The 26,519-nt window shown below is 59.9% G+C and carries 40 protein-coding genes; 37 read left to right on the top strand and 3 right to left on the bottom strand.

What is annotated here, in order from left to right; genetic code table 11:
- The first annotated feature begins 174 nt into the window (after positions 1–174).
- On the top strand, positions 175–579 hold the full coding sequence (locus AVMA1855_RS22655; protein ID WP_284427393.1) for a hypothetical protein: 405 nt from the start codon (positions 175–177) through the stop codon (positions 577–579).
- A 77-nt stretch (positions 580–656) separates the two neighbouring features.
- Positions 657–1,181, top strand: a complete 525-nt coding sequence (locus tag AVMA1855_RS22660; protein ID WP_284427394.1) for a hypothetical protein — start codon at positions 657–659, stop codon at positions 1,179–1,181.
- A gap of 15 nt (positions 1,182–1,196) precedes the next feature.
- Here the strand turns inward: AVMA1855_RS22660 and AVMA1855_RS22665 are convergent, their stop codons facing one another.
- A complete protein-coding gene (locus AVMA1855_RS22665; protein WP_284427395.1) occupies positions 1,197–1,331 on the bottom strand; it encodes a hypothetical protein in 135 nt (44 codons plus the stop codon).
- Between the two features lie 19 nt (positions 1,332–1,350).
- Here AVMA1855_RS22665 and AVMA1855_RS22670 point away from each other — a divergent pair, with 19 nt between their 5' ends.
- The 8 genes from AVMA1855_RS22670 (at position 1,351) to AVMA1855_RS22705 (ending at position 6,465) form a co-directional block, all read left to right on the top strand.
- Positions 1,351–1,818, top strand: a complete 468-nt coding sequence (locus tag AVMA1855_RS22670) for a hypothetical protein (RefSeq protein ID WP_284427396.1) — start codon at positions 1,351–1,353, stop codon at positions 1,816–1,818.
- An 80-nt stretch (positions 1,819–1,898) separates the two neighbouring features.
- Positions 1,899–3,095, top strand: a complete 1,197-nt coding sequence (locus tag AVMA1855_RS22675; RefSeq protein WP_284427397.1) for a PFL_4669 family integrating conjugative element protein — start codon at positions 1,899–1,901, stop codon at positions 3,093–3,095.
- A gap of 44 nt (positions 3,096–3,139) precedes the next feature.
- On the top strand, positions 3,140–3,688 hold the full coding sequence (locus tag AVMA1855_RS22680) for a hypothetical protein (protein ID WP_284427398.1): 549 nt from the start codon (positions 3,140–3,142) through the stop codon (positions 3,686–3,688).
- Between the two features lie 79 nt (positions 3,689–3,767).
- A complete protein-coding gene (locus AVMA1855_RS22685) occupies positions 3,768–4,235 on the top strand; it encodes a single-stranded DNA-binding protein (RefSeq protein ID WP_284427399.1) in 468 nt (155 codons plus the stop codon).
- Positions 4,236–4,371: 136 nt separating this feature from the next.
- Positions 4,372–5,022, top strand: a complete 651-nt coding sequence (locus AVMA1855_RS22690; protein ID WP_284427400.1) for a hypothetical protein — start codon at positions 4,372–4,374, stop codon at positions 5,020–5,022.
- 174 nt (positions 5,023–5,196) lie between these two features.
- Complete coding sequence (locus AVMA1855_RS22695; RefSeq protein ID WP_284427401.1) at positions 5,197–5,538, top strand: hypothetical protein; 342 nt, start codon at positions 5,197–5,199, stop codon at positions 5,536–5,538.
- A gap of 44 nt (positions 5,539–5,582) precedes the next feature.
- Positions 5,583–5,936 (top strand): hypothetical protein, encoded by a 354-nt coding sequence (locus AVMA1855_RS22700; protein WP_284427402.1) that lies wholly within the window; start codon positions 5,583–5,585, stop codon positions 5,934–5,936.
- Between the two features lie 100 nt (positions 5,937–6,036).
- Complete coding sequence (locus AVMA1855_RS22705; RefSeq protein WP_284427403.1) at positions 6,037–6,465, top strand: hypothetical protein; 429 nt, start codon at positions 6,037–6,039, stop codon at positions 6,463–6,465.
- Here AVMA1855_RS22705 and AVMA1855_RS22710 read toward each other — a convergent pair.
- Entirely contained in the window at positions 6,425–6,640 is a 216-nt protein-coding gene (locus AVMA1855_RS22710) for a hypothetical protein (protein ID WP_284427404.1), read from the bottom strand. The two genes, AVMA1855_RS22705 and AVMA1855_RS22710, sit on opposite strands and share 41 nt — an antisense overlap.
- A 194-nt stretch (positions 6,641–6,834) precedes the next feature.
- Between AVMA1855_RS22710 and AVMA1855_RS22715 the strand changes: the two genes are divergently transcribed.
- From AVMA1855_RS22715 to AVMA1855_RS22745, 7 genes are all read left to right on the top strand, one after another.
- A complete protein-coding gene (locus AVMA1855_RS22715) occupies positions 6,835–8,838 on the top strand; it encodes a DEAD/DEAH box helicase (RefSeq protein WP_284427405.1) in 2,004 nt (667 codons plus the stop codon).
- A gap of 20 nt (positions 8,839–8,858) precedes the next feature.
- Positions 8,859–9,122 carry a hypothetical protein gene (locus AVMA1855_RS22720; protein ID WP_284427406.1) on the top strand — a complete coding sequence of 88 codons (264 nt, stop codon included), beginning with the start codon at positions 8,859–8,861 and terminating at the stop codon, positions 9,120–9,122.
- Positions 9,119–9,541, top strand: a complete 423-nt coding sequence (locus tag AVMA1855_RS22725; protein WP_284427407.1) for a hypothetical protein — start codon at positions 9,119–9,121, stop codon at positions 9,539–9,541. Before AVMA1855_RS22720 ends, AVMA1855_RS22725 begins: the two co-directional genes overlap by 4 nt.
- 42 nt (positions 9,542–9,583) lie before the next feature.
- Positions 9,584–9,814 carry a hypothetical protein gene (locus AVMA1855_RS22730; RefSeq protein WP_284427408.1) on the top strand — a complete coding sequence of 77 codons (231 nt, stop codon included), beginning with the start codon at positions 9,584–9,586 and terminating at the stop codon, positions 9,812–9,814.
- Positions 9,815–9,912: 98 nt separating this feature from the next.
- On the top strand, positions 9,913–10,167 hold the full coding sequence (locus tag AVMA1855_RS22735; RefSeq protein WP_284427409.1) for a FitA-like ribbon-helix-helix domain-containing protein: 255 nt from the start codon (positions 9,913–9,915) through the stop codon (positions 10,165–10,167).
- Positions 10,164–10,580 (top strand): type II toxin-antitoxin system VapC family toxin, encoded by a 417-nt coding sequence (locus AVMA1855_RS22740; protein WP_284427410.1) that lies wholly within the window; start codon positions 10,164–10,166, stop codon positions 10,578–10,580. Before AVMA1855_RS22735 ends, AVMA1855_RS22740 begins: the two co-directional genes overlap by 4 nt.
- Positions 10,581–10,677: 97 nt before the next feature.
- Positions 10,678–11,163, top strand: a complete 486-nt coding sequence (locus AVMA1855_RS22745) for an RDD family protein (protein WP_284427411.1) — start codon at positions 10,678–10,680, stop codon at positions 11,161–11,163.
- A gap of 114 nt (positions 11,164–11,277) precedes the next feature.
- Here the strand turns inward: AVMA1855_RS22745 and AVMA1855_RS22750 are convergent, their stop codons facing one another.
- Entirely contained in the window at positions 11,278–12,258 is a 981-nt protein-coding gene (locus AVMA1855_RS22750) for a DNA-binding protein (protein ID WP_284427412.1), read from the bottom strand.
- Positions 12,259–12,589: 331 nt separating this feature from the next.
- On the opposite strand from AVMA1855_RS22750, the gene AVMA1855_RS22755 reads away from it, so the two are divergent.
- From AVMA1855_RS22755 to AVMA1855_RS22850, 20 genes are all read left to right on the top strand, one after another.
- Positions 12,590–13,348, top strand: coding sequence for a DUF3577 domain-containing protein (locus tag AVMA1855_RS22755; RefSeq protein ID WP_284427413.1), 759 nt, complete (start codon positions 12,590–12,592; stop codon positions 13,346–13,348).
- 129 nt (positions 13,349–13,477) lie between these two features.
- Positions 13,478–13,714 (top strand): hypothetical protein, encoded by a 237-nt coding sequence (locus AVMA1855_RS22760; RefSeq protein WP_284427414.1) that lies wholly within the window; start codon positions 13,478–13,480, stop codon positions 13,712–13,714.
- Between the two features lie 17 nt (positions 13,715–13,731).
- Positions 13,732–13,998 carry a hypothetical protein gene (locus AVMA1855_RS22765; protein ID WP_284427415.1) on the top strand — a complete coding sequence of 89 codons (267 nt, stop codon included), beginning with the start codon at positions 13,732–13,734 and terminating at the stop codon, positions 13,996–13,998.
- A 365-nt stretch (positions 13,999–14,363) separates the two neighbouring features.
- Complete coding sequence (locus AVMA1855_RS22770) at positions 14,364–14,978, top strand: DUF3275 family protein (RefSeq protein WP_284427416.1); 615 nt, start codon at positions 14,364–14,366, stop codon at positions 14,976–14,978.
- A gap of 501 nt (positions 14,979–15,479) precedes the next feature.
- The gene (locus AVMA1855_RS22775) at positions 15,480–15,737 is read left to right on the top strand and encodes a hypothetical protein (RefSeq protein ID WP_284427417.1); all 258 of its coding nucleotides are present in this window, start codon (positions 15,480–15,482) and stop codon (positions 15,735–15,737) included.
- A 103-nt stretch (positions 15,738–15,840) separates the two neighbouring features.
- Complete coding sequence (locus tag AVMA1855_RS22780) at positions 15,841–16,059, top strand: hypothetical protein (protein WP_284427418.1); 219 nt, start codon at positions 15,841–15,843, stop codon at positions 16,057–16,059.
- Between the two features lie 236 nt (positions 16,060–16,295).
- Positions 16,296–16,613, top strand: a complete 318-nt coding sequence (locus AVMA1855_RS22785) for a hypothetical protein (protein ID WP_284427419.1) — start codon at positions 16,296–16,298, stop codon at positions 16,611–16,613.
- An 85-nt stretch (positions 16,614–16,698) separates the two neighbouring features.
- Positions 16,699–16,992 (top strand): hypothetical protein, encoded by a 294-nt coding sequence (locus tag AVMA1855_RS22790; RefSeq protein WP_284427420.1) that lies wholly within the window; start codon positions 16,699–16,701, stop codon positions 16,990–16,992.
- Positions 16,993–17,007: 15 nt separating this feature from the next.
- Complete coding sequence (locus tag AVMA1855_RS22795) at positions 17,008–17,496, top strand: DUF7673 family protein (RefSeq protein ID WP_284427421.1); 489 nt, start codon at positions 17,008–17,010, stop codon at positions 17,494–17,496.
- 128 nt (positions 17,497–17,624) lie between these two features.
- Entirely contained in the window at positions 17,625–18,749 is a 1,125-nt protein-coding gene (locus AVMA1855_RS22800) for a DUF6094 domain-containing protein (protein WP_284427422.1), read from the top strand.
- A 223-nt stretch (positions 18,750–18,972) separates the two neighbouring features.
- Entirely contained in the window at positions 18,973–19,410 is a 438-nt protein-coding gene (locus AVMA1855_RS22805; protein ID WP_284427423.1) for a hypothetical protein, read from the top strand.
- A 257-nt stretch (positions 19,411–19,667) separates the two neighbouring features.
- Complete coding sequence (locus tag AVMA1855_RS22810; RefSeq protein ID WP_284427424.1) at positions 19,668–20,078, top strand: hypothetical protein; 411 nt, start codon at positions 19,668–19,670, stop codon at positions 20,076–20,078.
- A gap of 125 nt (positions 20,079–20,203) precedes the next feature.
- Complete coding sequence (locus AVMA1855_RS22815; RefSeq protein ID WP_502870368.1) at positions 20,204–20,515, top strand: hypothetical protein; 312 nt, start codon at positions 20,204–20,206, stop codon at positions 20,513–20,515.
- Between the two features lie 11 nt (positions 20,516–20,526).
- Positions 20,527–20,748 carry a hypothetical protein gene (locus AVMA1855_RS22820; protein WP_284427425.1) on the top strand — a complete coding sequence of 74 codons (222 nt, stop codon included), beginning with the start codon at positions 20,527–20,529 and terminating at the stop codon, positions 20,746–20,748.
- 109 nt (positions 20,749–20,857) lie between these two features.
- Positions 20,858–21,298: a hypothetical protein gene (locus AVMA1855_RS22825; protein ID WP_284427426.1), complete on the top strand. Its 441-nt coding sequence runs from the start codon at positions 20,858–20,860 to the stop codon at positions 21,296–21,298.
- Between the two features lie 119 nt (positions 21,299–21,417).
- A complete protein-coding gene (locus tag AVMA1855_RS22830; protein ID WP_284427427.1) occupies positions 21,418–21,708 on the top strand; it encodes a hypothetical protein in 291 nt (96 codons plus the stop codon).
- The gene (locus AVMA1855_RS22835; protein ID WP_284427428.1) at positions 21,701–22,342 is read left to right on the top strand and encodes a hypothetical protein; all 642 of its coding nucleotides are present in this window, start codon (positions 21,701–21,703) and stop codon (positions 22,340–22,342) included. The genes AVMA1855_RS22830 and AVMA1855_RS22835 overlap by 8 nt, the downstream gene beginning before the upstream one ends.
- 92 nt (positions 22,343–22,434) lie before the next feature.
- Positions 22,435–24,771, top strand: a complete 2,337-nt coding sequence (locus tag AVMA1855_RS22840) for a DEAD/DEAH box helicase family protein (protein WP_502870369.1) — start codon at positions 22,435–22,437, stop codon at positions 24,769–24,771.
- Positions 24,772–25,037: 266 nt separating this feature from the next.
- Complete coding sequence (locus AVMA1855_RS22845; RefSeq protein WP_284427429.1) at positions 25,038–25,292, top strand: hypothetical protein; 255 nt, start codon at positions 25,038–25,040, stop codon at positions 25,290–25,292.
- Positions 25,282–26,355, top strand: a complete 1,074-nt coding sequence (locus AVMA1855_RS22850; RefSeq protein WP_284427430.1) for a TRAP transporter substrate-binding protein — start codon at positions 25,282–25,284, stop codon at positions 26,353–26,355. The genes AVMA1855_RS22845 and AVMA1855_RS22850 overlap by 11 nt, the downstream gene beginning before the upstream one ends.
- Positions 26,356–26,519 lie beyond the last annotated feature (164 nt).

Genomic DNA, 26,519 nt, shown 5'->3' on the forward strand with positions numbered 1-26,519 from the left:
GACGTTTTGTCTAATCTGGTACGCCGTACCAATTTAGACGTTTTGTCTAATCTGGTACGCCGTACCAATTTAGACGTTTTGTCTAATCTGGTACGCCGTACCAATTTAGACGTTTTGTCTAATCTGGCGCAATGCCAGTCACACAATCATCAATAGGAAGGAAAGGGAAGAACCATGGCTAGAAAAATGACCAGCGACCGCTTGTTCGTGGAGCTGCTGCACCGTCTGGGCAAATACAGCGACGCGCTGATCCTGCATACCGCCTTGAAAGAGGAGGCCGATGTGACCGAGTGGCGAGCAGCTACTACGCAGGTGGCCATGTACAACCTGGATGGGCGTATCAATCAGCGGCAGGTGCTGCGCTCCCTGCATCGGCTGGCCGAACTAGGGCTTGTCCAATTGCGCACCCACGCCAAGACTGCGACCCTCATCACGGTAGACCGCGATGCCGTCATGGAACTGCTCCAGCAGCCCGTGTCGAGCCAGCTTCCCGGCATGCGCGGCAAGGACTTCGCGTTCCTGCAAGCCTGGAACGACTCCGCCGCCGCGGCCGCGAGCGCCGTCGAGGATGCGTCGTGAAGCTGCGTATCGGCGTTCCGCGATCCTGCCTGCGGTGGGCAGGTGCCGTCCTAGCCTCGTCCGGCACGGCGTCCGCCATGGCCGTCACCGCCAGTCAGGCCGAGTTCAAGCTCTCGTCCTTCTTCTTCGAGGCCTCGTGCTCTGCCGATGGGCAGTTCCAAGCCCAAGACGCCTGGTTGATGTACTTCATGCCGCAACTGATCCTGGTTCTTGTCGCAGGCATGGTGATCCTTGAACTCGCGTACCACATCATCCAGCGCGCTCGCGAAGGCTGGCCCACCAACGATTGCAAGCTCTCGTTCTGGCCCTGGCTACGACTGAACTTGCCGCCCGCCGTCGCCAGCGGTGCGCTGGCGAGTGCACCCGCATTTTCGATGCTGGCCTACTTTGCGCTCACCGGCCGCATTGACCCGGTCGATCCCGTCATGGTCATCCTCGGCCAATGCACTTCCGCCACCTCGTTCACCCTCGCTCCAGGCTGGAGCGCGTTCCTCATCGCGATGGTCGGGCTGTCTTTCCTGCTCGCATGGCTCCTGACGTTTCGGGTATTCCCAGTCATGCAGAAAGCCATTCGGCGCCGCATTCGCCGCCGGATGGCGTGATTCCTGCGCTCGCAGTCAGCGATCGTCACCCTTTCCGCTCTTGGAATCTCCTTTTCCGGTCAAAGCGATAACAACCGTCGCCACGATCACCAATCCCACAATCCACGAAGCAATCCAGATCATGTTTCCCACAGATTCCTTGCTCAGCATTTGTTCTCCCGATGGTGTATTGAAGGTATTCGACGTCTGGCTGGCCATGCTCGCGCCGATCGTCTTCATCATGGCCCTGGGCGCCATCACCATCCGCAACGTCGTCGACGAAGTGTGCTGGCACCTGGCACGCCGCAGCGCTTCGCGGCGCGCGGATGGTAGCCGATCGCTTCCTGCACTCCCCAAACCCCGGATGACCGCACTGGTGGCAAGCGTGCCGTTGCTGGCCCTGCTGGCTGGCCCCCTCGCCTGGATGCTCTGGACCGACCGCATCGAGATCGGCTCTGCCACCCACACCGCCGTCGGCCTGTGCACCGAGGGCGCGCACTTCATCGGCTACTACCCCATGCTGGTCCTGGCCGGCGGCATCCTCGTTTGCCTGCTGATGGCGCGCTGGTTCTTCGACCACGTGTTCGAGCCTTGCATGGGCTGGATCGCCACCGCGATCGTTCGCCGCATCGTCCCCGGCACACCGACCAATCACTGAGGGCATCCAGCCATTCAATCGTCTTCGTCTCGCACCCCTCATCGACAACCCCTCTCACCCCTCAAATCAAGGAGGACCCCATGGCCACCAGAGCCGCAAAGAAACCCGCTTCACCGACTGCCATCGCCGCAGCCACCGCGGCCACCGTTCCCGCACCCGTCCAGAACAGCACGATCCTCGCGCCGCCCCGTTCGCGCCTGACCTTCTCCACTGAACCCAAGTCGCCCTTCCAGGATGGCTACTCCATCTCGGGCGAAGAGGCGGTGCTCGCCGAGTTTCTCGCGGGCGACATGTCCGAATCCGACCCGCTGTACGACCGCTACGTCGAACTGGAAGACCGCAAGGATCGCCTGGAGCGCATGCAGGCGGACTTCCAGACCCGCCGCGGTGCCGACCCGCTGGTCGCGCCCAAGGAGTTCTTTTCCATGCTGGAGGTGGGCAATCTGGTCGATACCGATGTGGACCAGATGTCGGTGCACACCAAGGAAGCCATCCGCATGTTCATGGGGCGCACCCGCGAGCCGGGCAAGGAAGCGGCGCCCATCATCGGAGGCAAGCGGATCGCAGCCGCGCTGCGCAACCTGTGGATGCTCACAGCCAACGACAACCCCTATGCCGACTGGGCGCTCCTGCGGCACGAGGAATCCATGCAGCAGGTCCAGCGGCGTCTGGCCCGCGAGTCCAAGGACGCCCTGGGTGTGCTGGAGGAGCAAAAGCGCAAAGGCCTGACCTATTCGCTGCTGCAATCGTCCCAGCCGCAGGTGCTCAACCTGGGCTTTCGGTCGCCTTATGGCTACGCCGTCTCCAGCCTCATCGTGGACTTCGATCACTACGTGCGTGTGCAGAAGACGCTGGCGCGCAAGAACCTGCGCTCGGACGACCAGACCCGCCAGTCGATTTCGGAGATCACCCGGTTCATCCGCCGCGTGTTCAACGAGACCGCTCGGTTTGATCGCTGGCTCACGCGCGAGGAAGTCCGCGGTCTGTGTCGCGCCGACTTCGTTCCAGACGCTGGAGGCGAAGCCGGCTCGCAAGCAGCCAAGCGCCTGGAGTTCGCCACCGAGGTGTTCGGCGCGGTGCCGGCCGACGTCTTCACCACCAAGCTGCAGCCACGCCATTCGCGCCGCCGCATCCAGATCAGTGCCGTCGAGCGCCAGTTGCTGCAGACGGTCGGTGCCAGATTGGCCCAGGCCGAACAGACCGATGGGTCCGCGATTTCCCAGGATGCCGCTGACGGAACTGCCCAAGGCGCGGAACCAGCAGAGGTCGCTCGCTGATGCCGTGGTCCGGCCTCTGGGGCACACCCGCGAACCGCGCTGACTTGACCGCCGTCGTTGATGAAAGGGCTGTGGTGGTGAAAGGGCGTGTGGATGAAAGGGCCGAACAACCCACGTCGCAAGTGGAGCGTGTTGTCAATTCGGTCGAGTGGGCGCGCGAATCGCTCAAGGACGAGACGTGTCAAGAACGAGCTGACACAAAGGCCTTTACGGGTAAGGGCACCCGCCAGGAGCTGCGCCAACTGATTGCCGAGATCGACCGGCTGGAGCAGGCCATGCGCGAGCTGGCGAGCGTTTCCCGCCAAGTCCCCGGCGCATCCATCTACCTGATGCTGCACCACAAGCGTTCCAACGGCTACACGTTCCTGCGCTGGCGCGAGCTGGGGGCCGGCAAGCGGCACCTGTCCTGGGCCGATGTTCAAGCCTTGCTGCGATCGCGGGAGGCCAGCGCCCGTGCCTGGTACGGCCAGGCCACCGAGCAGGCCCTGTCGCTCAATGCCCAGCACCTGACCGCGCGCAAGCGCATCCGCGCCCTGCGGTTCATCCTCACCCGGGCGCAGCAGCCGGTGTACGCACGCCGCATTCCCGGATGACTGATTCCCGAATGACTTCCAACCGCCCCTGGCCTGGTGCAGCCAGGGATCGGTCACTCAACGCACTGTGGAGAAACTGATGCAGAACCTTTTTATCGGCAAGGGCAACCTGGCCAAGCCACCCACGCTGGAACGCAACATCGCGCGCAAAACCGGCGAGGAGTTCATCGTGGCCAAGATGCGCGTGATGTTCAGCCGCTATGGGCAAAACAACCATGGCGACTTTGAGCAGGTCGGCGGTTTCTGGCGCGAGGTGGAGATCTACGGCAACAAGGCCGAGGCCTGCGCGAGGTTCCTCAAGACGGGCGCGCGCGTCCTGGTGGTGGGCGAGGAGCGCGACTTCATAGCCAAAAACGAGGCCGGCGACGAGGTACAGGTGATCAAGATCGTGGCCGAGGACGTCGCACTGCAGCTGTCGCGCATCGAGTCGATCCAGTTCACCCCATCCCGTGGGCAGCAGCAAGCGCCCAACCCAGGAAGTGACCAAGGCGGCTACCAGGGCGATTACCAGAGCCAGCCGCAGGAATTCGACGACATTCCCATGTGATCGAAAGTCAATAGCGTCCCCGTCAGAAAGCGTCGCCAACACAAACTGCATCGGAACTGCCCAACCGCAGCACAAACCGGCTCTAACCACAGGTCATTGCATAATCGCCGCTCTTTTTCAAGGAGCTTCGACCATCATGTTGCAAAATATATTTTATGCTTTGGCCATTATTTTGTGGGGAGGCCTTATTTTCTTTGCAATACCACTGGGAATATATATGACATGGCTTGAAACAAAAAGGAAGAGAGATTTGCAGAGAATGTTCGAGGAACAGATCGCCCAAGGTGTCGAGATGACGGTGAAAAACACCCAACAAACTGCCATGGGTCTGGGCCTTCCTATAGCGTCTACAAAAAGGGTACTTGCAAAAATATTGGGGCACACAAAAGACAACGAGAGCAACAAAAAAATCAGTAATCTGGTAGAACAGTTGGATAAAGTGGCGCCATTTCTGGACATTCCAACGGAAACGCGGTCTTCAATGTTCAGGCTACATGACCTATGTGAAGCATCCAACATACCGAGCGATAAGAAAATATTGCAACCGATAGAGCAAGCATTGAGCGCTTTCGAGCTGCTGAAAGCTCAGGTAGAGCGCGGCAGAAAGATTACTTTTGTCATAAATATTGTTAGCATTGTTAGCTTTGCAATTGGTTTATATGGCATGTGGATCAGCCCAGGCGCTGGAGATATAAAATCTGCGGTATCCACTGAATTTGATAGAAGAATGCCTTTGCAAGAAGCAACGACAAACTCTCCTACGCGGTCAGCGAGTCCCTCGAAATAAAGCAACTGTGCTAAAAGAGGGGACACGGACATTTAATAAAGAGTAAATGGGTTGATTCGTGTGAAAAACAAGAAATAATGATGCCTGTGTGAATATTAATTTCTTCGATTCACCTTTCCGGACAAACGTCGCCAGTATTAGAAATTAATTCAACCGGAAATGTAGGAGTCGAATATGAGTGAAACAATCGATGGATTTCAGAGGGTGGATGCCCTCGGGAAATTCGATGAAAATTCCTGGCACAAGGCATGCCAAAAATTGGCGGACCAGGCCGCAAAAGGATGTGGGCTTTCGCATGATTACTACGTCAAGCGCTTCAGCATCGAGATTGACAATGCACTGAAAACCCTTCCTGCGGAGTTTCATCCGCAAGCGAAGAAAGCGGCAGAATTTTTCGACTACGCCTCGGTCGATCAAATACAAGAAACCGATCAATTGAATGCAGCGAACGGCATCTGCGCCCATGGCATCGATGAGGACTGCTGTCCTCTGGGTTGCGGAGATCGGGATGACTGAATGGCTGAGCCAGTTCGCGCTGATGAACTTGAAGGGAGTCGAGCATGAATGTTGAACCAACGGAAGAGTTCCAGGCCATCGACGCGCGGGGACGGTTCGATGAGTGCGCCTGGCGCAATATCTGCGCCCGGATTGCCGTCGCGGCCTCCAAGGACTGCCGCCAGTTCTTCGACCAATATGTGAAAGTTTTCAGCGCCGGCGTCGATGCGCAGCTCAAGAGCCTGCCATCGGAGTTTCATCCAGCTGCTTTGAAGATCGCCGCCCAGTGGGACTATGCCAAGACGCCCAACGATATTGCCAAAGGCATTAGTGAACACAATCGGGCGGTAATGGAGAGAATCCGGGCTTTGGGTCCGTCAGTCTCGGTCGATAATTATCAAAGTGCGCGCACCGATTAGTCTGCGACAGCGGCGTTTCCATTTAAATTGACAAATCTTTGCAGGCGTTGAAACAAAGGCCAAAGCCTGCGAATCCTCTTTATCGAAAGAAGTTTTTTTCATGAATACCACCACTCCAATCACGGTCCAGGACAAGAAGGCGGCCAGCGAAGCCTACTTTGCAGGCAAGCGGCGCGAAGCCTACATGGAAGATCTCCGCAATCAATCGATCGCCGCTTTCCTCGTGAGCCATTTCGATGCCTTCGAGCATTGGCTGGAGGAAAACATCCAGGATGTAGAGATCAAATGTGCATGCGTCGGATTTATTGGACGCGCCGAATCGCAAGCGGATAAATGCCGCGCCATCCTCGAATATTCGGAAAAAATGACTGCATTGCGCTCGGAAAGCGGCAACGCAGCCATGGAAATCTATGGCGACAAAATCGCTAGCTCCACCATGCAGGTGAAGCTGGACCGTCTTTGGGGCAAAGGCAAACCGAATCCGGAGATTACCTCTGAAGCCGCCATGGAGCCAGTTCCAGGTCGCTGATGTCTTCCAGGACTTGCTCGGATAATTTGACCGCCTTGGGAATCAATTTCTTATCCTCGGTTTCGCGCAATTCGACCCAGGCATGGAAGGTTCTCAAGGCATTCCCGATTTTCTGCTCCAGTAACGCCAAATCCTCCAGCGTGGCGGGTTGAGTGTTCTTGGGTTTTTCGTTCATGGAAGAAATCCTCATTAAAGGTTGGGTTGGGAAACGGTGATTGCCGGGCTTGTGACCCATCAGGCAAACGCCGCGATCATAGTCGAGAGTTTCTTCCACCCTTTTTTACTCAATATCCGATTGCGTTTGGCTTGGGTTTTCTCGGGCTGAATTCGGTTTGGCCATTTATTCGAATTGGTAATCGACCCCCGCACATGAACATTCTCCCCTCGCATATGCCGAACCTGGAGCCGGTGTCCCTGCGCGCACCGGATCTGCTGGTCCAGGCAGTCTCCGATGGCAGGCGCATTGGCCTGCAGCTGCATTACGTGGCTGGAATGGGCCGGGCGCTGCAGCAGGCCGGTGCCTGGTGGGCCGCAGGCCGGCGCATGTGGGCGCTGGAGCCGACCGATCCCGAGCAGCTGGTGCATTGGCTGCGCACGGTCTATCGCGGCCAGCATGTGGATCTCGATGACGCGCTGCCCCTTCTACGCGCTGCAGTGGACTCTCCCGAGCCTGATTACTTCGCGCAGCTGCTCGATGTGCAGGTCTTTCCGCTCGCCAAGGGCGACATGGCCCGTGGCCGGCACGCGGTGAGCTTCGCCTTCGACACGCCCTGCGTGCGGGCCGTCAAGGCGCTGCAGGGGCATTTCCATCGCCATGCATCGGCCTGGCAGGTGCAGGGCAGCGCCTCTGAGATCCTGGATGCGCTGCGCCGGTTCGCGGGTGTTGCGTCCGAGTTCGTCTTCATCCACGAGCAGCCGGTCGTCCTGGAGGACCTGGTGGGCTCCACCTCGCAGGCCTCGCCCATCAAGGTGCCAGCGGCTCCTCCTGAATTCGGTGGCGGCGGTACGGACGAAGCCAAGGGCGTGGCGTTCATGTCGGCGCAGTTGGATGACTGCGTGGAAGTGGACGTTGATGAGGCCGAGCTGGCTCGCATAGCCGTGCATGCAGGATTGCGTGACTACCAGGTCGCCGGCGTCCGGCACCTGGCCTCGCAGACGGGCGCATGCCTGGGCGATGACATGGGCCTGGGCAAAAGCCGCCAGGCCGTCGTGGCCACGCGCATGGCCGCAGGGGAGGGCAGGGTGCTCATCCTGTGTCCGGCCTCGCTGCGCATCAACTGGGAGCGGGAGATCCGGGCGGTGTACCCGGATGCGATCGTGGGCATGGTCGGCGAGGACCGCATGGCCACCTTGCACGGTTGCGAATGGATCATCGCCAACTATGAGCGCCTGGGAGGCTTGGTGCGTGAGACGGACCTGCAGTTTGCGGTGATGGCGGTGGACGAGGCCCACTACCTGAAAGAGCATCACGCCGGCCGCACGCGCAATGCCTTCATCATGGCCACGCGCATCCCGCGCCGGTATGTCATCTCGGGCACGCCGCTCTTGAACCGCGAGATCGAGTTGCACACACTGCTGCGGCTCACGGGCCATCGGCTGGGGCAGATGCCGCTGAAGGATTTTCGGGGCGAGTACACGGGCACGCGAGAGAAGAGGGCACTGTTGGCCGGTGCGCTCAAAGGGTGGATGCTGCGCCGGCGCAAGGACGTCCTGAAGGACCTGGGGACCAAGAGCCGCCAGGTGCGGTACATCTCGCCGGCCGAAGGTCTGGGAGCCTACGAGGCGATCCACGACGACATGACCCTGCAGGCCATGCCCAAGATCACCAAGCTGCGGCAAGCCCTGGAGGCGCTCAAGACGCCCTTCCTGATCGAGACGGTGGAAGGGCTGTCCGAGGGCGACAAGATCATCGTGTTCTGCGAGTACATGGCGACGGTGGAGGCCATGAAAGGTGCCTTCGCCGCGGCCGGCATCCAGTGCGTGACGCTGGTGGGCAGCGACTCGGCCACCAAGCGCCAAAAGGCCATCGATGCCTTCCAGAACGATCCAGCGGTCACCGTGTTCATCGGCACCACGTCCGCGGCCGGCGTGGGCATCACGCTGACAGCGGCGAACTACGTGGCGTTCGCCTCGCTGCCCTGGACGCCGGCACTCATGCGCCAGGCCGAGGACCGGGCCTACCGCCTGGGGCAGCGCCGCAACGTCATGGTCATCGTGCCGCTGATCGCAGGCACCCTGGACGAGGGCGTCTGGAAACTGCTCGATCGCAAGCAGGAGACCGAGCGCGACGTGGTGGAGGCGGAGATGGCCGAGCCCGGTGGTGCAAATGCTGCAGCAGCTGGGGAGTCACCCTGGCTGGCCGCAGCCGCGTAGGACCGGAACAAGGGATTGCCATGGTGCCACCAGATCACCGATGCGAGGAGTTCGAGCTGGCAGCCGATGCCTGGGAGTGGCTGCATATCGAAGGGTTCGCAGCGACCTGGGATCACCTGGTCTTCGCGCATCCGGATGGGCGCCAGGCCCGCCTGTTCCTGCCGCAGGGCGAGGCAGCAGACGAGACGGCATCGATCACGATTTTTGAAAGCCGGGCCAAGCAGCCTGCCTTCGGTGGCGGGGATGACCGCCTCGACCCTTTTGAATCACGGAGCAATCAATGAAAAACACCGATCCACAGGAAATCGACCATGGCAAGGTCTACCGCGTCAAGGGGTGCCCGCACTGCGGCGCCAAGCCGGTATTGAAGGCGATCGGCAACGGCTTTGCGCTCGATTGTCTGCAGCACCGCGATTTCACCGTGCGTGCTACCGAATACATCCTCCACTGGGTTGGCTCCGACGTTCCTGACACGCCAGTGCTTGAGAAGCGGACTCCCGACGCAGCATTGTCTGAGTTGATCGACGATTGGAACGACAACCGCGACTATGAAAGGCTTGGCGCAGACCGGAACATGCTGGAATCCAGGCAGTTCTACGAAGTGGTCCTGAGTTCGCGCCCGGAGCCTGTGAAGACGAAACGTTCTGGAAGGCTGCCCAAAGGAAAAAACCGTCCAGCCAGTGCAGCCGAGACTGCACGCTGAAAGATGCCGATGAACGATGACATTGCTCACACCCTGGTTGCGATGACGGCAGAGCTACGCGACCTTCGAGGCCGCAGCGATGACGTGGCCAACGCCCGGCGCGATCAGCTGTACGAGCAGCTGCGCCTGGTGGGAATGACGGCCGCGTTCTTCGGCGGCTACGGCGCCATGAAGCGGCTGCACGATGCTGCCGAGGATCTCGTGGGCAACACCAATGAGGTCGGGTACATCATCAACCGGGCCTGGGACATGGTGGGCGGCTGGTTGGCCTGAAGCGTGGTCTCCGGAAAATGCTGTTCAGCACGGCGTTTGCGGAAATGCATTCATATTCGTAAAATGAATGCATCACGCATGCGTGCAAGGAGGTTTCCATGGCAATGCTTACCGTCCGCAACGTCCCTGATGACGTGCACCGGGCGCTACGGTTGAGGGCCGAACGACACGGCCACAGCACTGAAGCCGAAGTTCGACTCATCCTGGCCACAGTGGTCAAGCCGTCCCAGCGTGTCCGTCTAGGAGATTCACTGGCTGCATTGGGGCGCAAAATTGGTCTCAGCAATCAGGATTTCGAAGTTTTCGAGCAAGTGCGAGACAAAGCGCCTGCCACACCAGCGAAATTCGAATGATCATCCTCGATACCAACGTCGTGTCCGAGGCGATGAAGCCTGAACCGAACATGGCCGTGCGCAATTGGCTGAACGAGCAATCCGCAGAAACCTTGTTCCTGTCCAGCGTGACCTTGGCGGAGTTGCTGTTCGGCATTACCGCTCTGCCAGCAGGCAGACGCAAGAACATGCTGGAAGATGCGCTTGATGGGTTGCTCGGCATTTTTGAAGAGCGCATCCTCCCCTTCGATGCCGACGCAGCCAGGGCATATGCTCAACTCGCCTCCAAGGCGAGAGTGAGCGGTAAAGGTTTCCCGGTTCCGGATGGCTATATAGCTGCTACAGCCGTCTCCAGAGGCTTTATCGTTGCCTCCCGAGATACCGCGGCGTGCATGGCGGCGGGCTTGCCGGTGATAGATCCCTGGAGAATCTGACGCGCCTTTCTGCAATGCGCGCACAATCTTGAATCACGCCAATGCAATAATCGACCGAAATCTCTCTCGCTCAATACGGCAAAAGGATATAAAGTTCATGAACACCGATTTTGGTGATTACCCCGATCTTGTGTACGTCGGCTTTTGGGCTCGCGTTGGTGCAACGCTGATCGACGCGGTACTGCTTCTCATGGTGACGATGCCGTTGCTGGTCTCGATCTATGGATGGGAATACTTCAAATCCGAGCGTTTGATTGCAGGACGCGCGGATTTTATTATTTCCTGGATCTTTCCCTTCGTGGTGGTAGTGGTTTTCTGGATCACCCGACAAGCGACTCCCGGCAAGATGGTCATTGGCGCCCGCGTGGTGGACGCCGCGACCGGAAACTCCCTCACGTTGGGGCAATCCATCGGACGCTACCTTGCATACATAGTCTCCATGATCCCGCTTTGCCTGGGGTTGTTCTGGGTGGGATTCGATGGTCGGAAACAGGGCTGGCACGACAAGCTGGCAGGGACCGTGGTCGTGAGATCGAAGAAGCGGGGCGTTGAAGCCGTTAGCTTTAGACGGCCAGGTCGCTAGGACTTGGTAACCGACCTGAGCCTGGCTTGCCTTTGAATTCTCATTGTGGGGATAGAGCCAGTTCTGGTACATCAAGTGCACCTGCCAGCCAAGCAGGATGTATCACAAGGGTGATCAGGCTTTCCCCGAACGCGAACCAACCTTGAGCGCCTCCAGACGGCCGCGCAGCGTAGCGGCTTCCTCCCGCGCCTGGTCGCGCTCGGCCTGAGCCGCTGTCAGCCGCTCGGCTTGGCGCAGCGCCTCGGCAGCGATGGTCTTGCGCTGCTCCTGGTGCAGCTGCGCCGCCACCTCCGCGCCGGCCTGCAGCTTGGCCAACTCCGTGCGCGCCTGATCGCGCTCCTCGCTCGTTGCATTCGCCGCCTTCTGTGCCTGATCCAATGCCGAGCGCGCCTGGTCGACCGACAGATGGGCCCGCTCCAGATCCGCGCGTAGTTCATCGGCCCGCCGCTCAATCTCCGTCGTGCGGCTCGTCGCGCTGGCCAGCTCGGTGCGCAGGCCTTCGATCTGTGCGGCATGGGCCTCGACCAGGGCCTGGGCCTTGTCGCGCTCGGCGCGCGCTTGCTGGGCGTCGCCATGGGCGCGATCCAGTTCGGTGCGCAGTTCGCCGGCACGGGCGTCCGCCTGGGCCGCGCTCGCGTTCGCCACCGCCAGCTTGTTTCGCAGATCGTCCGCCTCGCCCTTCGACGTCGCCAGCAGTTCCTGGAACGCATCGCTTCGGGCCCTGGCCTCGTCCAATTCAATTGCGAGCGCGTTGGCCAACTCCTCCGCCTCGAGGCGCGCAGACTGCGCCTGGTCGCGCACGACTTCCAGGCTATGTCTCTCCGCGGCCAGCCGGCCATTGGCGGTTTCCAGGGCCAGCGACCACAGGTCATTGGCCACGTCCTCGAGTTTCTCTTTGAACGCCTGCGGCGCCGGCTCCACGACAGGTGTCTTTCGCGCAGTCTGCCGGGCGCGCCACTCCACCATGGCCTCGGAGATGGTCGTGAAGCTCCCACTGCCCAGTTGCTTGCGCACCGCCGCCAGGGTGGGACTGGCGCCCGCCGCGTCCAACTCATCCGCTACCGCAAAAATCCGCTCTTTGGTAATCGCTGCCATTGGGTGCTCCCGTAAATGATTGTATGTTGTAGATTGTACGATGCTACAAAATACAAATGACAGTTTTTTAGCCCGGGCACAGCCGGATGCCGCGGCGCGCAAACCATCTTGACAATCAAGGTCGGTTTGAATAACGTTCGCCCCGTGAACCGCCGCAAGGCAGCACGAAGCGTCTCAACTCCTGACAGGCGCGCGAATCGACTCCCAAGGTCGATTCCGGAGTACCTTCATCCTCGTAACCCGGACAGGGAAATCATGTTTCCCTGTCCCGAGCCGCAAGGCTCCGGGTCGGGTGCGTGATTTCCTCAAGTTCATCTTTTTGGAAATCACCATGACTGCAACCACCCAAGGCAACGACTATTTCAATCTGCACACCAACGGCATCGGTTACCTCAACCGTGTCCGCTGGGTCGAGACCAAGAATGGCGGCCGCCGTGCCGACACCTTTCTGGCATGCAGCATTTCCGCCTTGCGTGGAAATGCAGACAAACCTGACTACACCTACTTCGATCTTCGGGTCAGTGGGGACGAAGCCATCGACATGGTCGAAAGACTGGGGGTCGATGTTCGGGAACAGCGCAAGGTCGTCGTGTCCTTTCGGATCGGTGACATCTACCCTCACCTGTACGAACGCGATGTGCTGGATCAAAACCGTCGCAAGACGGGTCAAAAGGAGATGGCTACCCTCATCAAGGGGCGCCTGCTTCTGATCAACAGCATCACCATCGACGGCGAGAACGTGTACCGCCGTGAGGCGGATGCACCTCAAGACGACCTGCAACCCGGTTACGACGAACCGTCGCAAGGGGAGGGGGTCGATCAAGAGTGGCACGAGCCAGAGCAAGAGCAAGAGCAAAGGCTGGAGCAACCGGCGCCAGCGCCGGCGGCACGGCCTGCAGAGCGCTCCGCGCAGCACGCGGCCCAGCAGCCACGCCAACAACGTGGCCCAGTGAACCGCCCACCGGCTCCACCACGGCACCCACAGGCTGCCCGCCCACCCGCTGCACCTCCTCAAGGAAATGCAGCGTACAACGCGGGCTATGCAACGGGAAGGGCTGTCCGCAGAACCGTCGACTCCGCTGCTGCCTGATTCGCCGTAACCCCTCAAACCCCTGAACCTGCATTGCAGGTCGGGGGTTTTCTTTTTTCTTCCATCCCCTGGGGACCACCGATCCCCAGTGGGGGCAGGTGTCCCTTTTTTTCACGAAAGGCATACACCATGAATCAAACTACTACGCTCTCCAACACTGCACCCACTCGCCATGGACATTTGGCCAAAGAGTGGTGCGGCAAACGCCTGCCCCTGCAGGTTCTGCAATCACAGCGTGGCTACTACGTCGGCACCGCCGATGACGAGGGCCCTGTCTCACGTGAGTCCGAGGAATACTTTCGGACCGACGAACTCGCCCGGCAGGCCCTGCAGGACGGCCACTGGACCCAAAAGCAGGAACCCTGATGATGCAAATGCTTGACATGAACTTCACCCCCGACGAACTCAGAGAGATCAATGACGCATTGAGCACCGCTGTTCAGCGCATGCTCCATGAAGGTCAGACGCCTCAAGAGATCGAGTACCAGGCTTTGGCCATCGCGTGGTTCGCACAGCGTAAGTGCGTCGAGAAACTACTGCCTGGTGCCGAGCCAGATTGGCTGAGGGAACGTGATGAGCAGGTGAGAGCTGCCGTTGCGTCTCCCAAATGTCGGAGCGAGCCTCCAACCCACGAAACGTCCATGCACTGATGCACGGAAAGTGCGAGGGCGGGTTTGACTCGCCTTCAAAAGCGCGTATGCTCTGCACCGTTTTGCGAGTGTTTACCGGTGTCACTTGAAGAACCGGAGCTGGTTCGCCAGCACATGAGGCACGTCAACCCCTGAAGCGTGCACGCTCTTCGGAGCCGGGGTTCCTGTCGGCACGGACCGCTGAATCGCACACCTCAAAAGTCCGCTAGTGCCCAGCCTGCCAGGTCGCAAGCCTGTCAGACATTCAAAGCCCACTGCATCCCACCTGCCTCGGCAGGTGCGGTGCTTTCTTTTCTATACCCGCCGGGACCCGTCTCCCCGCGGGTGGACGGTGGCCCGCGCACATCGCGAAAGACCACCAGCAAATGATCAGAGTTGACGACGCGACTTTGCGGATCAAGAAAATCCGCCAGAGCCGCAACGGCGCCTTTTGCATCGCGGACCTCACCACGAATTTTGGCGAATTCAAGGTAAAAGACCCGCTCCTCGACCAGTTCGAGGAAGGGGAATACAGAGTCACCGTGTGGATCAGCGAGATCTACCTGTCGCAGTACATCTCTTTCGGCAAGGGGGTCACGGAAATCCGTGCCCGTCTGCATGACCTACAGGTCGTCTCCCAGGACCGACTTCCCACCGACCGCACACCCACTGAACTCGATCCACTGGACGAGCCGACGCCCGTCAAGGTTGAAACCAAGGCCTCGGAGCCATCCAAGGAACAGGGCAGGGGAGCCGCAAAGAACGCCGACAAGCGTTGGGACGATTTCAAGAAACCCCGACCTGCGCCGGCTCCAGAGCCAGTCGAAGCCTTGGATGACGGATTGTTCGATGTGGACCTTCTTGAAGCCATTGAGCGCGCAGATCCGGTGAAGCTCGATCCCACGGTGGACCGGGCCTTGCTCCGGGCCCAGGCCGCATGGCTGCGCGATCAGGGGTACGACTTCGATCCCAAGCTGCAGACCTGGTTCGCCAAGCGCTGATCTCCGCGACGTTTCAACAGCCCGCCCGTGAGGAGGGCTGTCCCGTGGCTGCTCTAGGCGCCCAGGGGACAGCCTTCGCTGCTTGCAGCACAGGCTTCGCTCTCAACTGGGTGGCGGCAACCTGATGTGCCGCGGCTTTGCGGAAGAACCCATGCGTTCACCGCGCCATTACTCGGCCACCTGGACCTTCACTCGCGGTGGCCCGCCTGCGCAACACGACAGGCCCTAACGGGTCCGTCCGTACCGCAGCGAGGAGGTATCCGTTCAAGACTCATCCCAAGCCAGTGGAATCCTGAGAGGGGTTCCCCCAGCAGCCGGTACATGGCTGATGAGGGAAACCATTTCCATCCAACCGAAACGATGGTTTCAAGCAGGCGCGTTCAACTCTGAAAACGTGCCAAGCCGCATTCCAGCAGCTTGAGTTTTCGTCAGTTTCTCACCATCGCTGCAAAGCCTTCTTTGCGTGGTGGTTTCCTCAATCCGGCGTAATAGGAAAACACTGTGAAAAACAGCATTATCAAAAGCGAACACCACTCCAGCATGAGCAGTATTCACTACTTGGAACTGCAAGCAGAGTGTGAGGCTCTGGATCTCGCTCACGCAATGGGACAGGATCTTCCTGGTCACTATGAGCGACGCGAGGTAATTGAAGAGCTTATGAACGCAAGTCAATGGACTTTGCATCCGGACTACGGGTGTATCCCAAAAGTTGAAGTCGAAAAACGGGATGAAGCTGCAATTGCAGGCATTCGGCACTGAGTTTCATTCAGGGCCGGTAACAGACCATCTCACTTTTTATAACCCCGCGGGCCCAAGTCCCGCAGGGGGCCGGGCCTGCATTTTTTGCAGGAGCACCCACAGCATGAAGAAATCGAATCCTTTTCAGCATCAATCATTTACGACCATGATAGTTGTCATCACGGTTGAGGAAACAAACGAGCAAACTGGACGCAAACAGTTGCTGGTCTCCCACGGAATAGACCTGAGCACTGGAGCCAACGTCATCCTGCCTATCGCGCCACCCAGCTCAATCGGAGCGGCATTTGATTCACAGTTCGGCGAATTCGTGTTGATGGAGTGATTTTTTGGAAGAGCGGGAATCCCAGATGGGTTCCCTCAGCAGCTGCAGGTCGGCTGGTGAGGGAAACCATTTGAGTCAAACCAAAAATGGTTTTCAGCGGGCACGTTCAACTCTGAAAACGTGCCAGGGCCGATAAATCGGTCCGAGTCCAGTGTTTTCATCCATCCACCCTCTGCGGGACCACGGCCCGCAAGGGATCGTGCTCGCGGTTTTCTTGCAAAGGAGTTTCCCCGAGTATGCAAACCATCCAATTGGGCCTCTACGAGGCGCTCACCGATATCGGCGTCGATCCAGACGCGGCGCGCAATGCGGAAAGCGCTTTAGAGGCAGCCCTTCGGGCCAGCCGCGAGGCGTTGCGAGCCGAAATGCGGCAGCACCTGTCCACCGGCGCCGATGACCAGCGAACCCACGAAACCATCCGGCACGAGCTGGGCGAGGTCCAGTGCCATCTGCTTCGTGCCATGGATGACCATGTGCGCTGGGGCAGCATCAGCCTGGTCATCGTGAATGCCTTCATTGCCGTACTGACCGTGGCAGCCGTCAAGCTGCTTTAAGGGTCCGTTTCATTTCTTCCAACCCACCGGGGACATCGATCCCCGCAGGGTTTCGGTCGTCCCCGTTCTTTCTTCGGAGACGATCATGATCCATCAACTTCCCCTGGCTTCCCCGGCGCCTTCGCGCCTTGCTCCCGAGCAGCGCACGCTGTTCCATTCGATCTTGAGGCAGTGGCTGACCCTGGCTCCGGCCGTGGAATGCGACCAGCTGATGGTGGCGCGCGAGCGCCATGCACCAGGCCGCAAATGCTCCATGCTCGCGCTGGTGCGCAGCTGCTTCACGCAACCGGCCTTGCGGGCCGATCTGCCGCAGTCGCTGGTCCACCTCCTCGTGCAACGTCAATGGCTGACTCCTGCGCAACAGCGCAGAGCCGCCTAAACGGGAGGGCGTGCCATGTCGAACAAGCACACCGTCGTGATGGTGCATGTACCCACGGGTTCGGAAGAGGCCTTCTTCAAGGTCTATGAAGAATTCGTGAATGCGTTGCGCATCAAGAGCGAGAAACCGCCACGTAAGCTCATGGAGATGTACTTTTCCCCGCCACCCGACGAGGACAGGTATCAGCTGGAGCAGCGTGGAGTCGAGTCTTTGAAGGTCCTGCTGCGGATCGCGCAAGGTGAGGCCAGGCACGCCCGGTACATCGCCTGCTTTCTCGCGGGCCTGTACAACGGCGACCTGTTTGCCTTCAACCTCAACGATCTGCGGTGGCTCGATGAGTCGCTCTACGCGCACGTGATCGCGGTACTCCATATGGACTGCCGACTGCGCAAACAGGATGTCCCGCACTACTTCGACAACGGCGAAGTTCTGTGGGCCACCATGGTCGCTCGTTGGGGCATCAAGGACGTGCTCACGCATCGTTCCCCGCCTCGCAAAGGCTGAAAACCGTGGCGCCCCGGCTTGCATTCGTGCGAGCCGGGGCCCATTACCCTTGTGCCATTTATCAACCACCTGGACGGGGCCATGCCCCACCGGGGCATCTCCGTCCATCATTTGAAGGAGATGTGCCCATGGCATTGATGTTCTCGCGACTGGCGCGCAATTTCGTGAAGAACGGGTACTTCCCGACCGACGATGAAACCCTCGCTCGCATTCAGCGTTCCATCACCCCTTGCGATCGGCCCATGCGACTGCTCGACCCGTGTTGCGGTGAAGGCGCCGCGCTGGCAGACCTACGCCACGGCATGCAGTTTGACAGTGGCACAGGTCCGACCATTGAGACCTTGGGTGTGGAGTTCGACCGCGAGCGTGCGTGGCACGCGAAGACCATCTTGGACCGCGTGCTGCACGCTGACATCCACGATGCGGTGATCAAACCCAGGTCCATCGGACTGCTGTACTTGAACCCACCTTATGGGTATGGCGTCAAGGACTCTGCCAACCGCAGCGATGCGGATAGCGGTCGTGAAAAGGCCGAGCGCCTGGAGCGCACGTTTCTCAAGAAGACTGCCCCGTTGCTCATGCTCGGCGGCATCCTCGTGTATGTCGTTCCGTTCTACGCGCTCGACAACGAGATTCGCACCTACCTGGCACGCAACTTCCAGGATCTGCGGTTCTTCATGGCGCCTGAGCAAGAGTTCAAACAGTGTGTGATCTTCGGCAAGAAATGCCGGCCGGGCCATCCTCGCAAGGATGTGCTGGACATGCTCGCGCAAGCCCAGGCCGGGGAACTGGCCCATCAAACATTGCCAGAGGAATGGCTCGAGACGCCATACCAGGTGCCGCCGATCCAGGAGGGCAGTGAGATGGTCTTCCATGCAGTGCGCATGGATGCCGAGCAACTGGCTGACGAACTGCAAAAGCATCGCAACGGCCTGCTGTGGCCGAACTTCGAGGCTTGCTTCAATCAAGCGCGTGGCTCCCACCGCAGACCGCTGCGCGACATGACCCAATGGCATCTGGCGCTTGCGCTGGCAGCTGGCCAGGTCACGGGCTGCATCCGCTCCACTACCGGGCGCACGTTCCTCATCAAGGGCGACACCTTCAAGAAGAAGGAGCGCATGGTCACGACCGAAGTGGACGACAAGGGCAAGGTCAGCGAGACGATCGTCATGCTGGACAAGTTCGTTCCGATCATCAACGCCATCGAGTTCACGCCGGACCACCGGCTGGGACAGGTCGTGCGGATCAGCTGACGCACGCATCTCAAAGAACCCACCAGATGGGTTCCCGCAGCGGCCGCAAAGACGGCCGTTGCGGGAAACCATTTGCACCATTCATCAATGGTTTCAGGCACGTTCAACTCTGAAAACGTGCCCGTCTGCGATCAGCAGATGGAGTTCTTGTCAAAACCAATTCATCAACCCTGTGGGGCCTACCCACAGGGGATGGCTTCATGTTTCTCCGCAAAGGAAAGAAATGTTCATCAACACCGAGTACCGCCGCATGAACGGCCACTGCGTGGCTACCAGCGAAGGACTGACCGACCAACGCGTCGCGTTGTGGCTGGAGACGCGGCTGGACTATGACGGTCGCCTCATCACCTGGCTTTGCCGGGACGATGCGGCCTACGAGCAAAGCTCCTGGACCTGCCTGGCCAACACGAGGATGCCGCCGTCGATGACGGAAAGCATTGCGGTCGCCTGGCAGCACGAGCGTGCCATGGCCGAGTTGCAGCGCATGGAAAACCTCCAGCCAGTGCATCCCGCACTGGCCATTGCCCGAAACGTCTATCGACAGATCGGGCTCGGGATCTATGTGCTGGTCAACCCGACCGTTCGTATGTTTTTGCGGCGTATGCGGCGCGTGCTCTTCCGGCGCGTGAGGCAAGTGCGCCGCGAGGCCTACAAAGTCTGATACCCGGCGCGCAGCGCCCCTCTCCTTGTCCCGTACAAGGCCAGAACCCATGCAAATGGGTTCCCACAGCGGCCGGACCCATGGCCTTTGTGGGAAACCATTTGAACCAATCACCAATGGTTTCAGGCACGTTCAACTCTGAAAACGTGCCCGCCTGCGATGCGCAGGTGGAGTTCTTGTCAAAACCTTTCATCAACCCTGTGGGGCCTCGCCCTGCAGGGGGTGGCTTCACGCCTTTTTGCAGGAGAGAACCACCAATGGATGCGAAGATCTACAAGGACCGCGATGGCTGGAATGCCAGGACGGTCGTCCCCCTGGATGAACGGCGCGAGCTGGTCATCCGCACATCCCGTCGCCAGATCGGTGGCGGTCTGCTGACCAGCGCTGCGTGCTGGAGCGTCAATGCTGCCGGCTACCAGACCCATGCCATGGGTTTGGGCACTGGGTGTGGAGATTTCTCCACCCGCATCGTGACCACGCAGCCGCCGCGCATCACCGAAAAAGTGGTGGCGCAGCAGCACGAGATGGCCCTGCGCCAGATCGATGCCATCCGCCAGGCAGCGCAGTTGCACTACGCGGGCCAGGCGCAAGCCGAGACCGAGGCGCCGCAATTGGAAGCTGCACACCAGCGCCAGGCTGGATCAGCAGCAACCGCTATCGCGCTCTGACCCGCATCGAGGCGGCCAACGTCGCTCGACAGCGGTCACCCGCGGCCACCGCCGCAAACCTTTCATCAACCCTCGGGGAACACCGCTTCCCCTGGGAACGGTTTCCCCATTTTTTGGAGAAGTCCATGAATGCTGTCTACGAAGCGCCCGAGGCGGCGCAATGCCTGCCGCGATTCCCGCTGGGATCGACCGTGATGACGCAAGGTGTGAACGCCCTGGTCGCCGGCGGCCGGCTGAACCCCTATGTGCTTTTGCGCCGGCATCTGCTGGGCGACTGGGGTGATCTCTGCGAAGAAGATCGCCGACTGAACGACCAGGCTGTCCAGCTGGGCAACCGCATCCTGTCGGCCTACCGGCTCGATGGGAACACCACCGTCTGGATCATCACCGAGTGCGACCGCAGCGTGACCACGCTGCTGCTGCCTTCGGAGTATTGAGAGGCCTCGAAATGCCCGAGGAAGACCTCTCCAACACGCAGTTGGTCATCGAGATGATGGAGTACAGCGCAGTGGCGCAACTGTTCATCATCGAGGCGATCCGCAGGTACGCCGACACCGTGTCTCAGGTAGATCCCCATACCCTGGATGGCTCGTTCATCCGGGGACAGCTGTGGGTCGATGTGGCCAAAGAGATCCGGCGAAAGATGCAGGCCCACTACGGCTGGGACTGATCCCCAGCCTGATGCAGCCGACTTGAAGTCGGCTGAACCTTTCTACCACCCGTGCGGGGCCAGGCCCTGCACGGGACTGCCTCGCGCCTTTTTCCTGAAGGAGTCAAACATGACTAACGCAGTGTCCGTATCGGGCGCCAATTTCTGCCATTTCTGCGAGTGTGAGCTGGGAGCCGGACAACTCGGCGCCTGTGCCCAATGTGCCAAGAACAGCAAGACTGGGAAGGTTCGGTTGTTCAAAGCCATCTGGGCCGCGGACGAGGCTTCGGTGGACTACTACGAACTGGAGCAAATCAATCTGGAAGGAGGTGATCGCACGCCGTCATTCATGGTGACGGCCAACGGCCATCGAATTGCAGTGATCGACCAGGAGATCACTTTGACCTTCGGTGAGGACAGCAGCTTCGGCTTCTTTCTGGACCTGGATGGTGATCGCCACTTTCTCGTCGTGAATCTGCTCAGACGCGATCCGTTGACGCCTGCCGACATAGAGCGGATGGAGAGCGAATGCGGAATCGCTGCGGATTCGCAGCTCAAGCCAATGCTCTGAACCCAAGCCACTTCTGTGGCTGATTTTTGTTTCTTCAACCCTTGCGGGTCCATCCCTTCAAGGGTTGGACCCGCTTCTTTTTCAAGGAGTGAATCCATGAACAACACAGGAACCTTGCCATGCTGAAACTCGAGGAACTGGCGCAGGCCACCATCGCCAGCTGGTGCACATCCGGCCTGGCCGAATGCGTCACGGAGCTGGGCCTTCATCTGCATGAGCTGCGCGGCGACAGGATCGCCTTCTCGCAAGAAATCGAGCGTGCAAGAGCGATCTATGCACAGCCATCGGACAACGACATTGAAATCGATGATGAGCCTTGCGTGGCGCCAGCATCGGGTGGCGTGTGGATTGCCGCATGGCTTTGGGTGCCCGAGGATGCAACAGCGCAGGGAGGTGACGCGCATGGCTGATTCCAACGGGCTCTACCGCATCGAGGAGTTCCCCGAGATCTTCGTGGACGCGTGCCTGAGAGACAGCGAAGGCCAATTCATGTTCCTGTCAATCTACGGCCGGGACGGCTCCATCATGCAGTTCATCGCAGCGATGGAGCTGGGTGGCCAGGAGCGGGGCGTGCAGCGCTTTCACCTGGTGAACGCCGCCGGCGAGCGACATCCGGTGGACGTGGGCGGCACCGACCGCCTCACCAAGCATGCCGGCAGGTTGCCCAGGCAGAACCTGTTCGGTCCAATGAGCCAGATGTGGGTGTTCGACAAGCGCCTGCAGCAGCCTGACCGCGCCAATCGGATCGCCTGGGTGTTGCACCAGGAGGCCGGCGCAAAAGCGTCTTTCGACGGCGGTCCCGTGACCAACGTGACGCTGCAGGATCGTGTGTGGAAGACCATCGTCGGGCTATCTCCCGTCGCATTGCTGGACCACTGGCGGCAACCCTTGCTGACCTGGTGTGAAAACAAGCGCGCCACGCAGGCCTTGGGTGACGCGATCTATTCCGCCATTGGCCCTGTACAGGCCGTTCGAGTGAGCCTGACGGATCACTTCGTCGGCTTCATCAAGGATGGCGTGAAAAACCGCACCTTGACCCTCTGATCCCGTGGCCACCCGGCCACTTACTTTGCAACCCGCGCGGGGAACTGGCCCCCCGCTGGTTCTCCGCATTTTTTTGTTCAAGGAGAACCTCTATGCAAACCGTCAATGCCTCTCTTGCAGAAATCCCTGCAGATCCTTCCACCCCTACAGCTGATGCGGCCCAACCCTTGACCCAGGACGGCTTCGACAACATGGCTCTGGCCAACTTCATCGAAGAGTTTGGCGACGGGCTGCTGGCTCAGGTGCGCTCACAGAACCCGCCGATCTACGATCCGGCACGCGACGAAGGGCAGGGTGCCTGGCAAGCCCGGCAAAGCATTCTTGACTCGCTCAAGCGCAAGCCCTTCAAGGCCCAGGCCGACGCAGTGCACGCCACCGTCAAGCTACTGGTCGATCACGATCAACCCGCTGCCGTCATCAACGCGGAAATGGGCACAGGAAAGACCATGATGGCCATCTGCGCGGCCGCGCTGCTGCAGCGCACACATCCGCGCACGCTGGTGATCTCGCCGCCACACCTTGTGTACAAGTGGCGGCGCGAGATCCGCGAGACGGTGCCCGACGCCAAGGTGTGGGTGCTCAATGGTCCGGACACGCTTCGCAAGCTGCTGATGCTTCGCAAATCCCTGGGCCTCAAGACCAGCCAGCCTGAGTTCTTTGTGTTGGGCCGGGTGAGGATGCGCATGGGCTTCCATTGGAAACCTGCGTTCGTCACACGGCGCCAGAAAGTGCATGACCAGGTACTCGCTGTGGCAGCGTGTCCCGATTGCCTCACGCCGATCACGCGCGATGACGACGAAGGTCACCCGATGCCCATCTCCGCGGAACTGGCGATGGCCAGCCTGGGAGACCGGCGAGGCAAGTGCGATCACTGCGGAAGTTCACTGTGGACGCTGATGCGATCGGGTCGGCCGATCCAGTCGATGCACGACCTGGTACTGGGCGCGCTCAAGCAGATGCCGACCATCGGAGAGAAAACCGCCCGCAAACTGCTGGGCATCTTTGGAGAAGACGCACTGGGCGCCATGTTGGGCGACAACGTGTACGAGTTCCTGAACCTCATGGACGCCAATGGCGAGCTGGTGTTCAGTGATCGGCAGGCCACGCGCATGGAGCGCTCGCTGGCCAACTTTGAGTTCAGCATCGGAGAGGGCGGGTATCAAGCCACCGAGTTCGTGAAGCGCTATCTGCCCCGCGGCTACTTTGGCTTGCTGGTCGTGGATGAGGGCCATGAGTACAAGAACGAGGGCTCTGCACAGGGCCAGGCCATGGGTGTGCTGGCCAGCCAGTGTCGAAAGACGCTGTTGCTGACCGGCACGCTGATGGGCGGCTACGCCGACGACCTGTTCCACCTGCTTTGGCGCCTGAACCCGGCAAGCCTGATCGAGGACGGTTTCAAGCCATCCAAGAGCGGCTCGATGGGGCTCGCCGCCATGGGTTTCATGCGCGAGCACGGCATCTTGAAGGACGTGTACAAGGAGTCCACTGGCACCTCCCACCGGACGGCCAAGGCCAAGCAAATGACGGTACGTACCAGCAAGGCGCCGGGCTTTGGCCCGGTCGGCATCATGCGGTACGTGCTGCCCGTCACGGTGTTCCTCAAGTTGCGAGACATCGGCCAGAAGGTGCTGCCTCCCTACCAGGAGCAGTTCATCGAGGTGCCGATGGGCGAAGCGCAGAAGGATGCCTATGAGCGTTTGACCAGGGTCTTGGTCAGTGCCCTCAAGCAGGCGCTGGCCATGAAGGACAGCACCTTGCTGGGCGTCGTGATGAACGTGCTGCTGGCCTGGCCAGACTGCTGTTTTCGCACGGAGACGGTCAAGCACCCGAGAACGCGCGCGACGCTTGCTGTTCAACCGGCGGTTTTTACCGACAGCGAACCTGCTCCAAAAGAGTTGGAGTTGCTGCGGATCTGCCAGCAAGAGAAGGCACAGGGGCGTAGAGTGCTGGTCTATTCGGTGTATTCGGGCACCCGCGACACGACAGCGCGCTTGAAGGCGCTGCTGGAACTGCATTGCTTCAAGGTGGGCGTGCTGCGCGCCAGCGTGGATGCCGCCCGCCGTGAGGACTGGGTGGCCGACCAGGTAGAGAAGGGCATCGACGTGCTCATCTGCAATCCCGAGTTGGTGAAAACTGGCTTGGACCTGCTGGAGTTCCCGACCATCGTGTTCATGCAGAGCGGTTACAACGTCTATACCGTCCAGCAGGCGGCCCGGCGCTCCTGGCGAATCGGGCAGAAGTTGGCGGTGATGGTGATCTTTCTGGGCTATGCCGGCAGCACCCAGATGGACTGCTTGAAGCTGATGGCCAAGAAGATCGCGGTGTCGCAATCGACGTCGGGCGACATGCCCGACTCAGGGCTAGAAGTGCTCAACGATGCGGGAGACAGCATCGAGGTGGCCCTTGCCAAGAAACTGCTTGCCGATTGACGGCCGGTTCCTGAACGCCCTGTCCCGCATTTGCGGGGCAGGGCGTTTCTATTGGTGCTCTTGCCGAGCCGCGCCCTACTTTCCTTGATGTTGAGGAATGGCGCGGGCTATGATCGAAAAAAGCAAACGCGGCCCCCTGCCTGCACTTCGCTTATATGGAGACTGTGGTGAAGCCTTTTTTGAGGCATACCAACATTGACTGCTCGCATTGGTACGTGGACCTAGACCGAGAAACTGTCCATTTTAGGCAATCAAAGGAGTTAAAAGTGGACAAGGAGCCAGAAGACTTTGAAAAGCGCATGAATGAGGCTCGGCTTCAAGAGGCACAGGCCAAGGCTGAGAAGGCCCGAGAAGAAGCGCGCCATGAAAAGTCAAAGCGAGAAAAAACTGAACAAGAAACCGAGCATGTAAGACATAGAAAATGGCATGACGGCGTCAACGCATTTGCGGTTTTGGGAACTTTCTGTGTGGGCTTAGCAGGTGTGATCTTGAAAGCAAAAGACAAAAAGAATGGGCGATGAAATCTACTATCCGCACAGCCGTCTCGACAAAACGCTCCGTCGATTGGCCGCCAGTCTGCTCGGCGCAGCCGCGGCCTGGGTCGGCGTACTGCCCGCTGCTGCTCAGAGCACGAAGGGCCCGCAGGCAACATGGACGCTGGCCTCGGGCTACCCAAAGGAGCTTTTTCACGGCGTGAACCTGCGCCAATTCGCGCAGAACGTCAACGATCAGGCCAAGGGTGGGCTGGTCATCGACGTGCGCTCCGACGGCATCGCCGCCGGTCCATCCGAGATCGTGGGCAAGGTCCGCTCCGGAGATCTCGCTGCAGGGGAGGTGCTTCTGAGTACCATGGTCAGCGACACCCGGATCGCCGGCGCGGATGCCATCCCGTTCGTCGTCCACAGCTACGACGATGCCTTGCGGCTGTGGAATGCTCAGCGCCCAATCCTGCAGGAGACTCTGGACAAGCAGGGCTTGGTGATCCTTTACGCCGTGCCCTGGCCGGCCCAGGGATTGTTCACCACGCGCCCTGTGCGCAGCATTGCAGATCTGCGCGGATCGAAGATGCGGACCTACAACCCCAGCACGGTGCGTCTTGCACAACTCATGGGTGCCACCCCCGTCGACGTGCCTACGCAGGCCATCGGCGCGGCCTTCAAGGACCAGCGGCTGGACGCCATGTTCACATCGCCCGCGACCGGCGTGGACTCCAAATTGTGGGAGGGGCCGGCGAAGTATTTCTACAACGCCCGAGGCTGGTACCCGAAGAACATCGTGATCGCCAACAAGGCCAAGTGGGCCGCACTTTCCGAGGCCAACCGCAAGACAGTGATGGCGGCGGCAGATGAAGCGCAAAAGCGCGGCTGGATGGCCAGCGAAGCGGCATCCGCGGTCTCGATGGCGGAGTTGACGGGCAAGGGCATCAAGGTGGACACGCCCGAGCCCGAGCTGCGCAACGAGCTGCGGCGCATCGGGGAGAAGTTTTCGGTCGAGTACCTGCGGGAGACGGGTGCCGAGGGCAACCGCATGCTGATCCCTTACTTCTCCAATCAGGGCTCTGTGTCTTCCCTCTCGCCGAAGTAGGCCTGGACGCAAAAAGAGAGGCTGCTGAGTGGTTCGCGCGCCGACGCCCAAGCGTAGTACCGAAGCGCCTTGGCGTCGGCCTCCACGCCCCTCTGAATCTTTGATATCACAATATAAATCAACAACTTGCGAACTGACTGAGTGGTGTGCAACGGCGCCCTTGG

It is taken from the genome of Acidovorax sp. SUPP1855, assembly GCF_030158955.1.
GTDB lineage: Bacteria > Pseudomonadota > Gammaproteobacteria > Burkholderiales > Burkholderiaceae_C > Paracidovorax.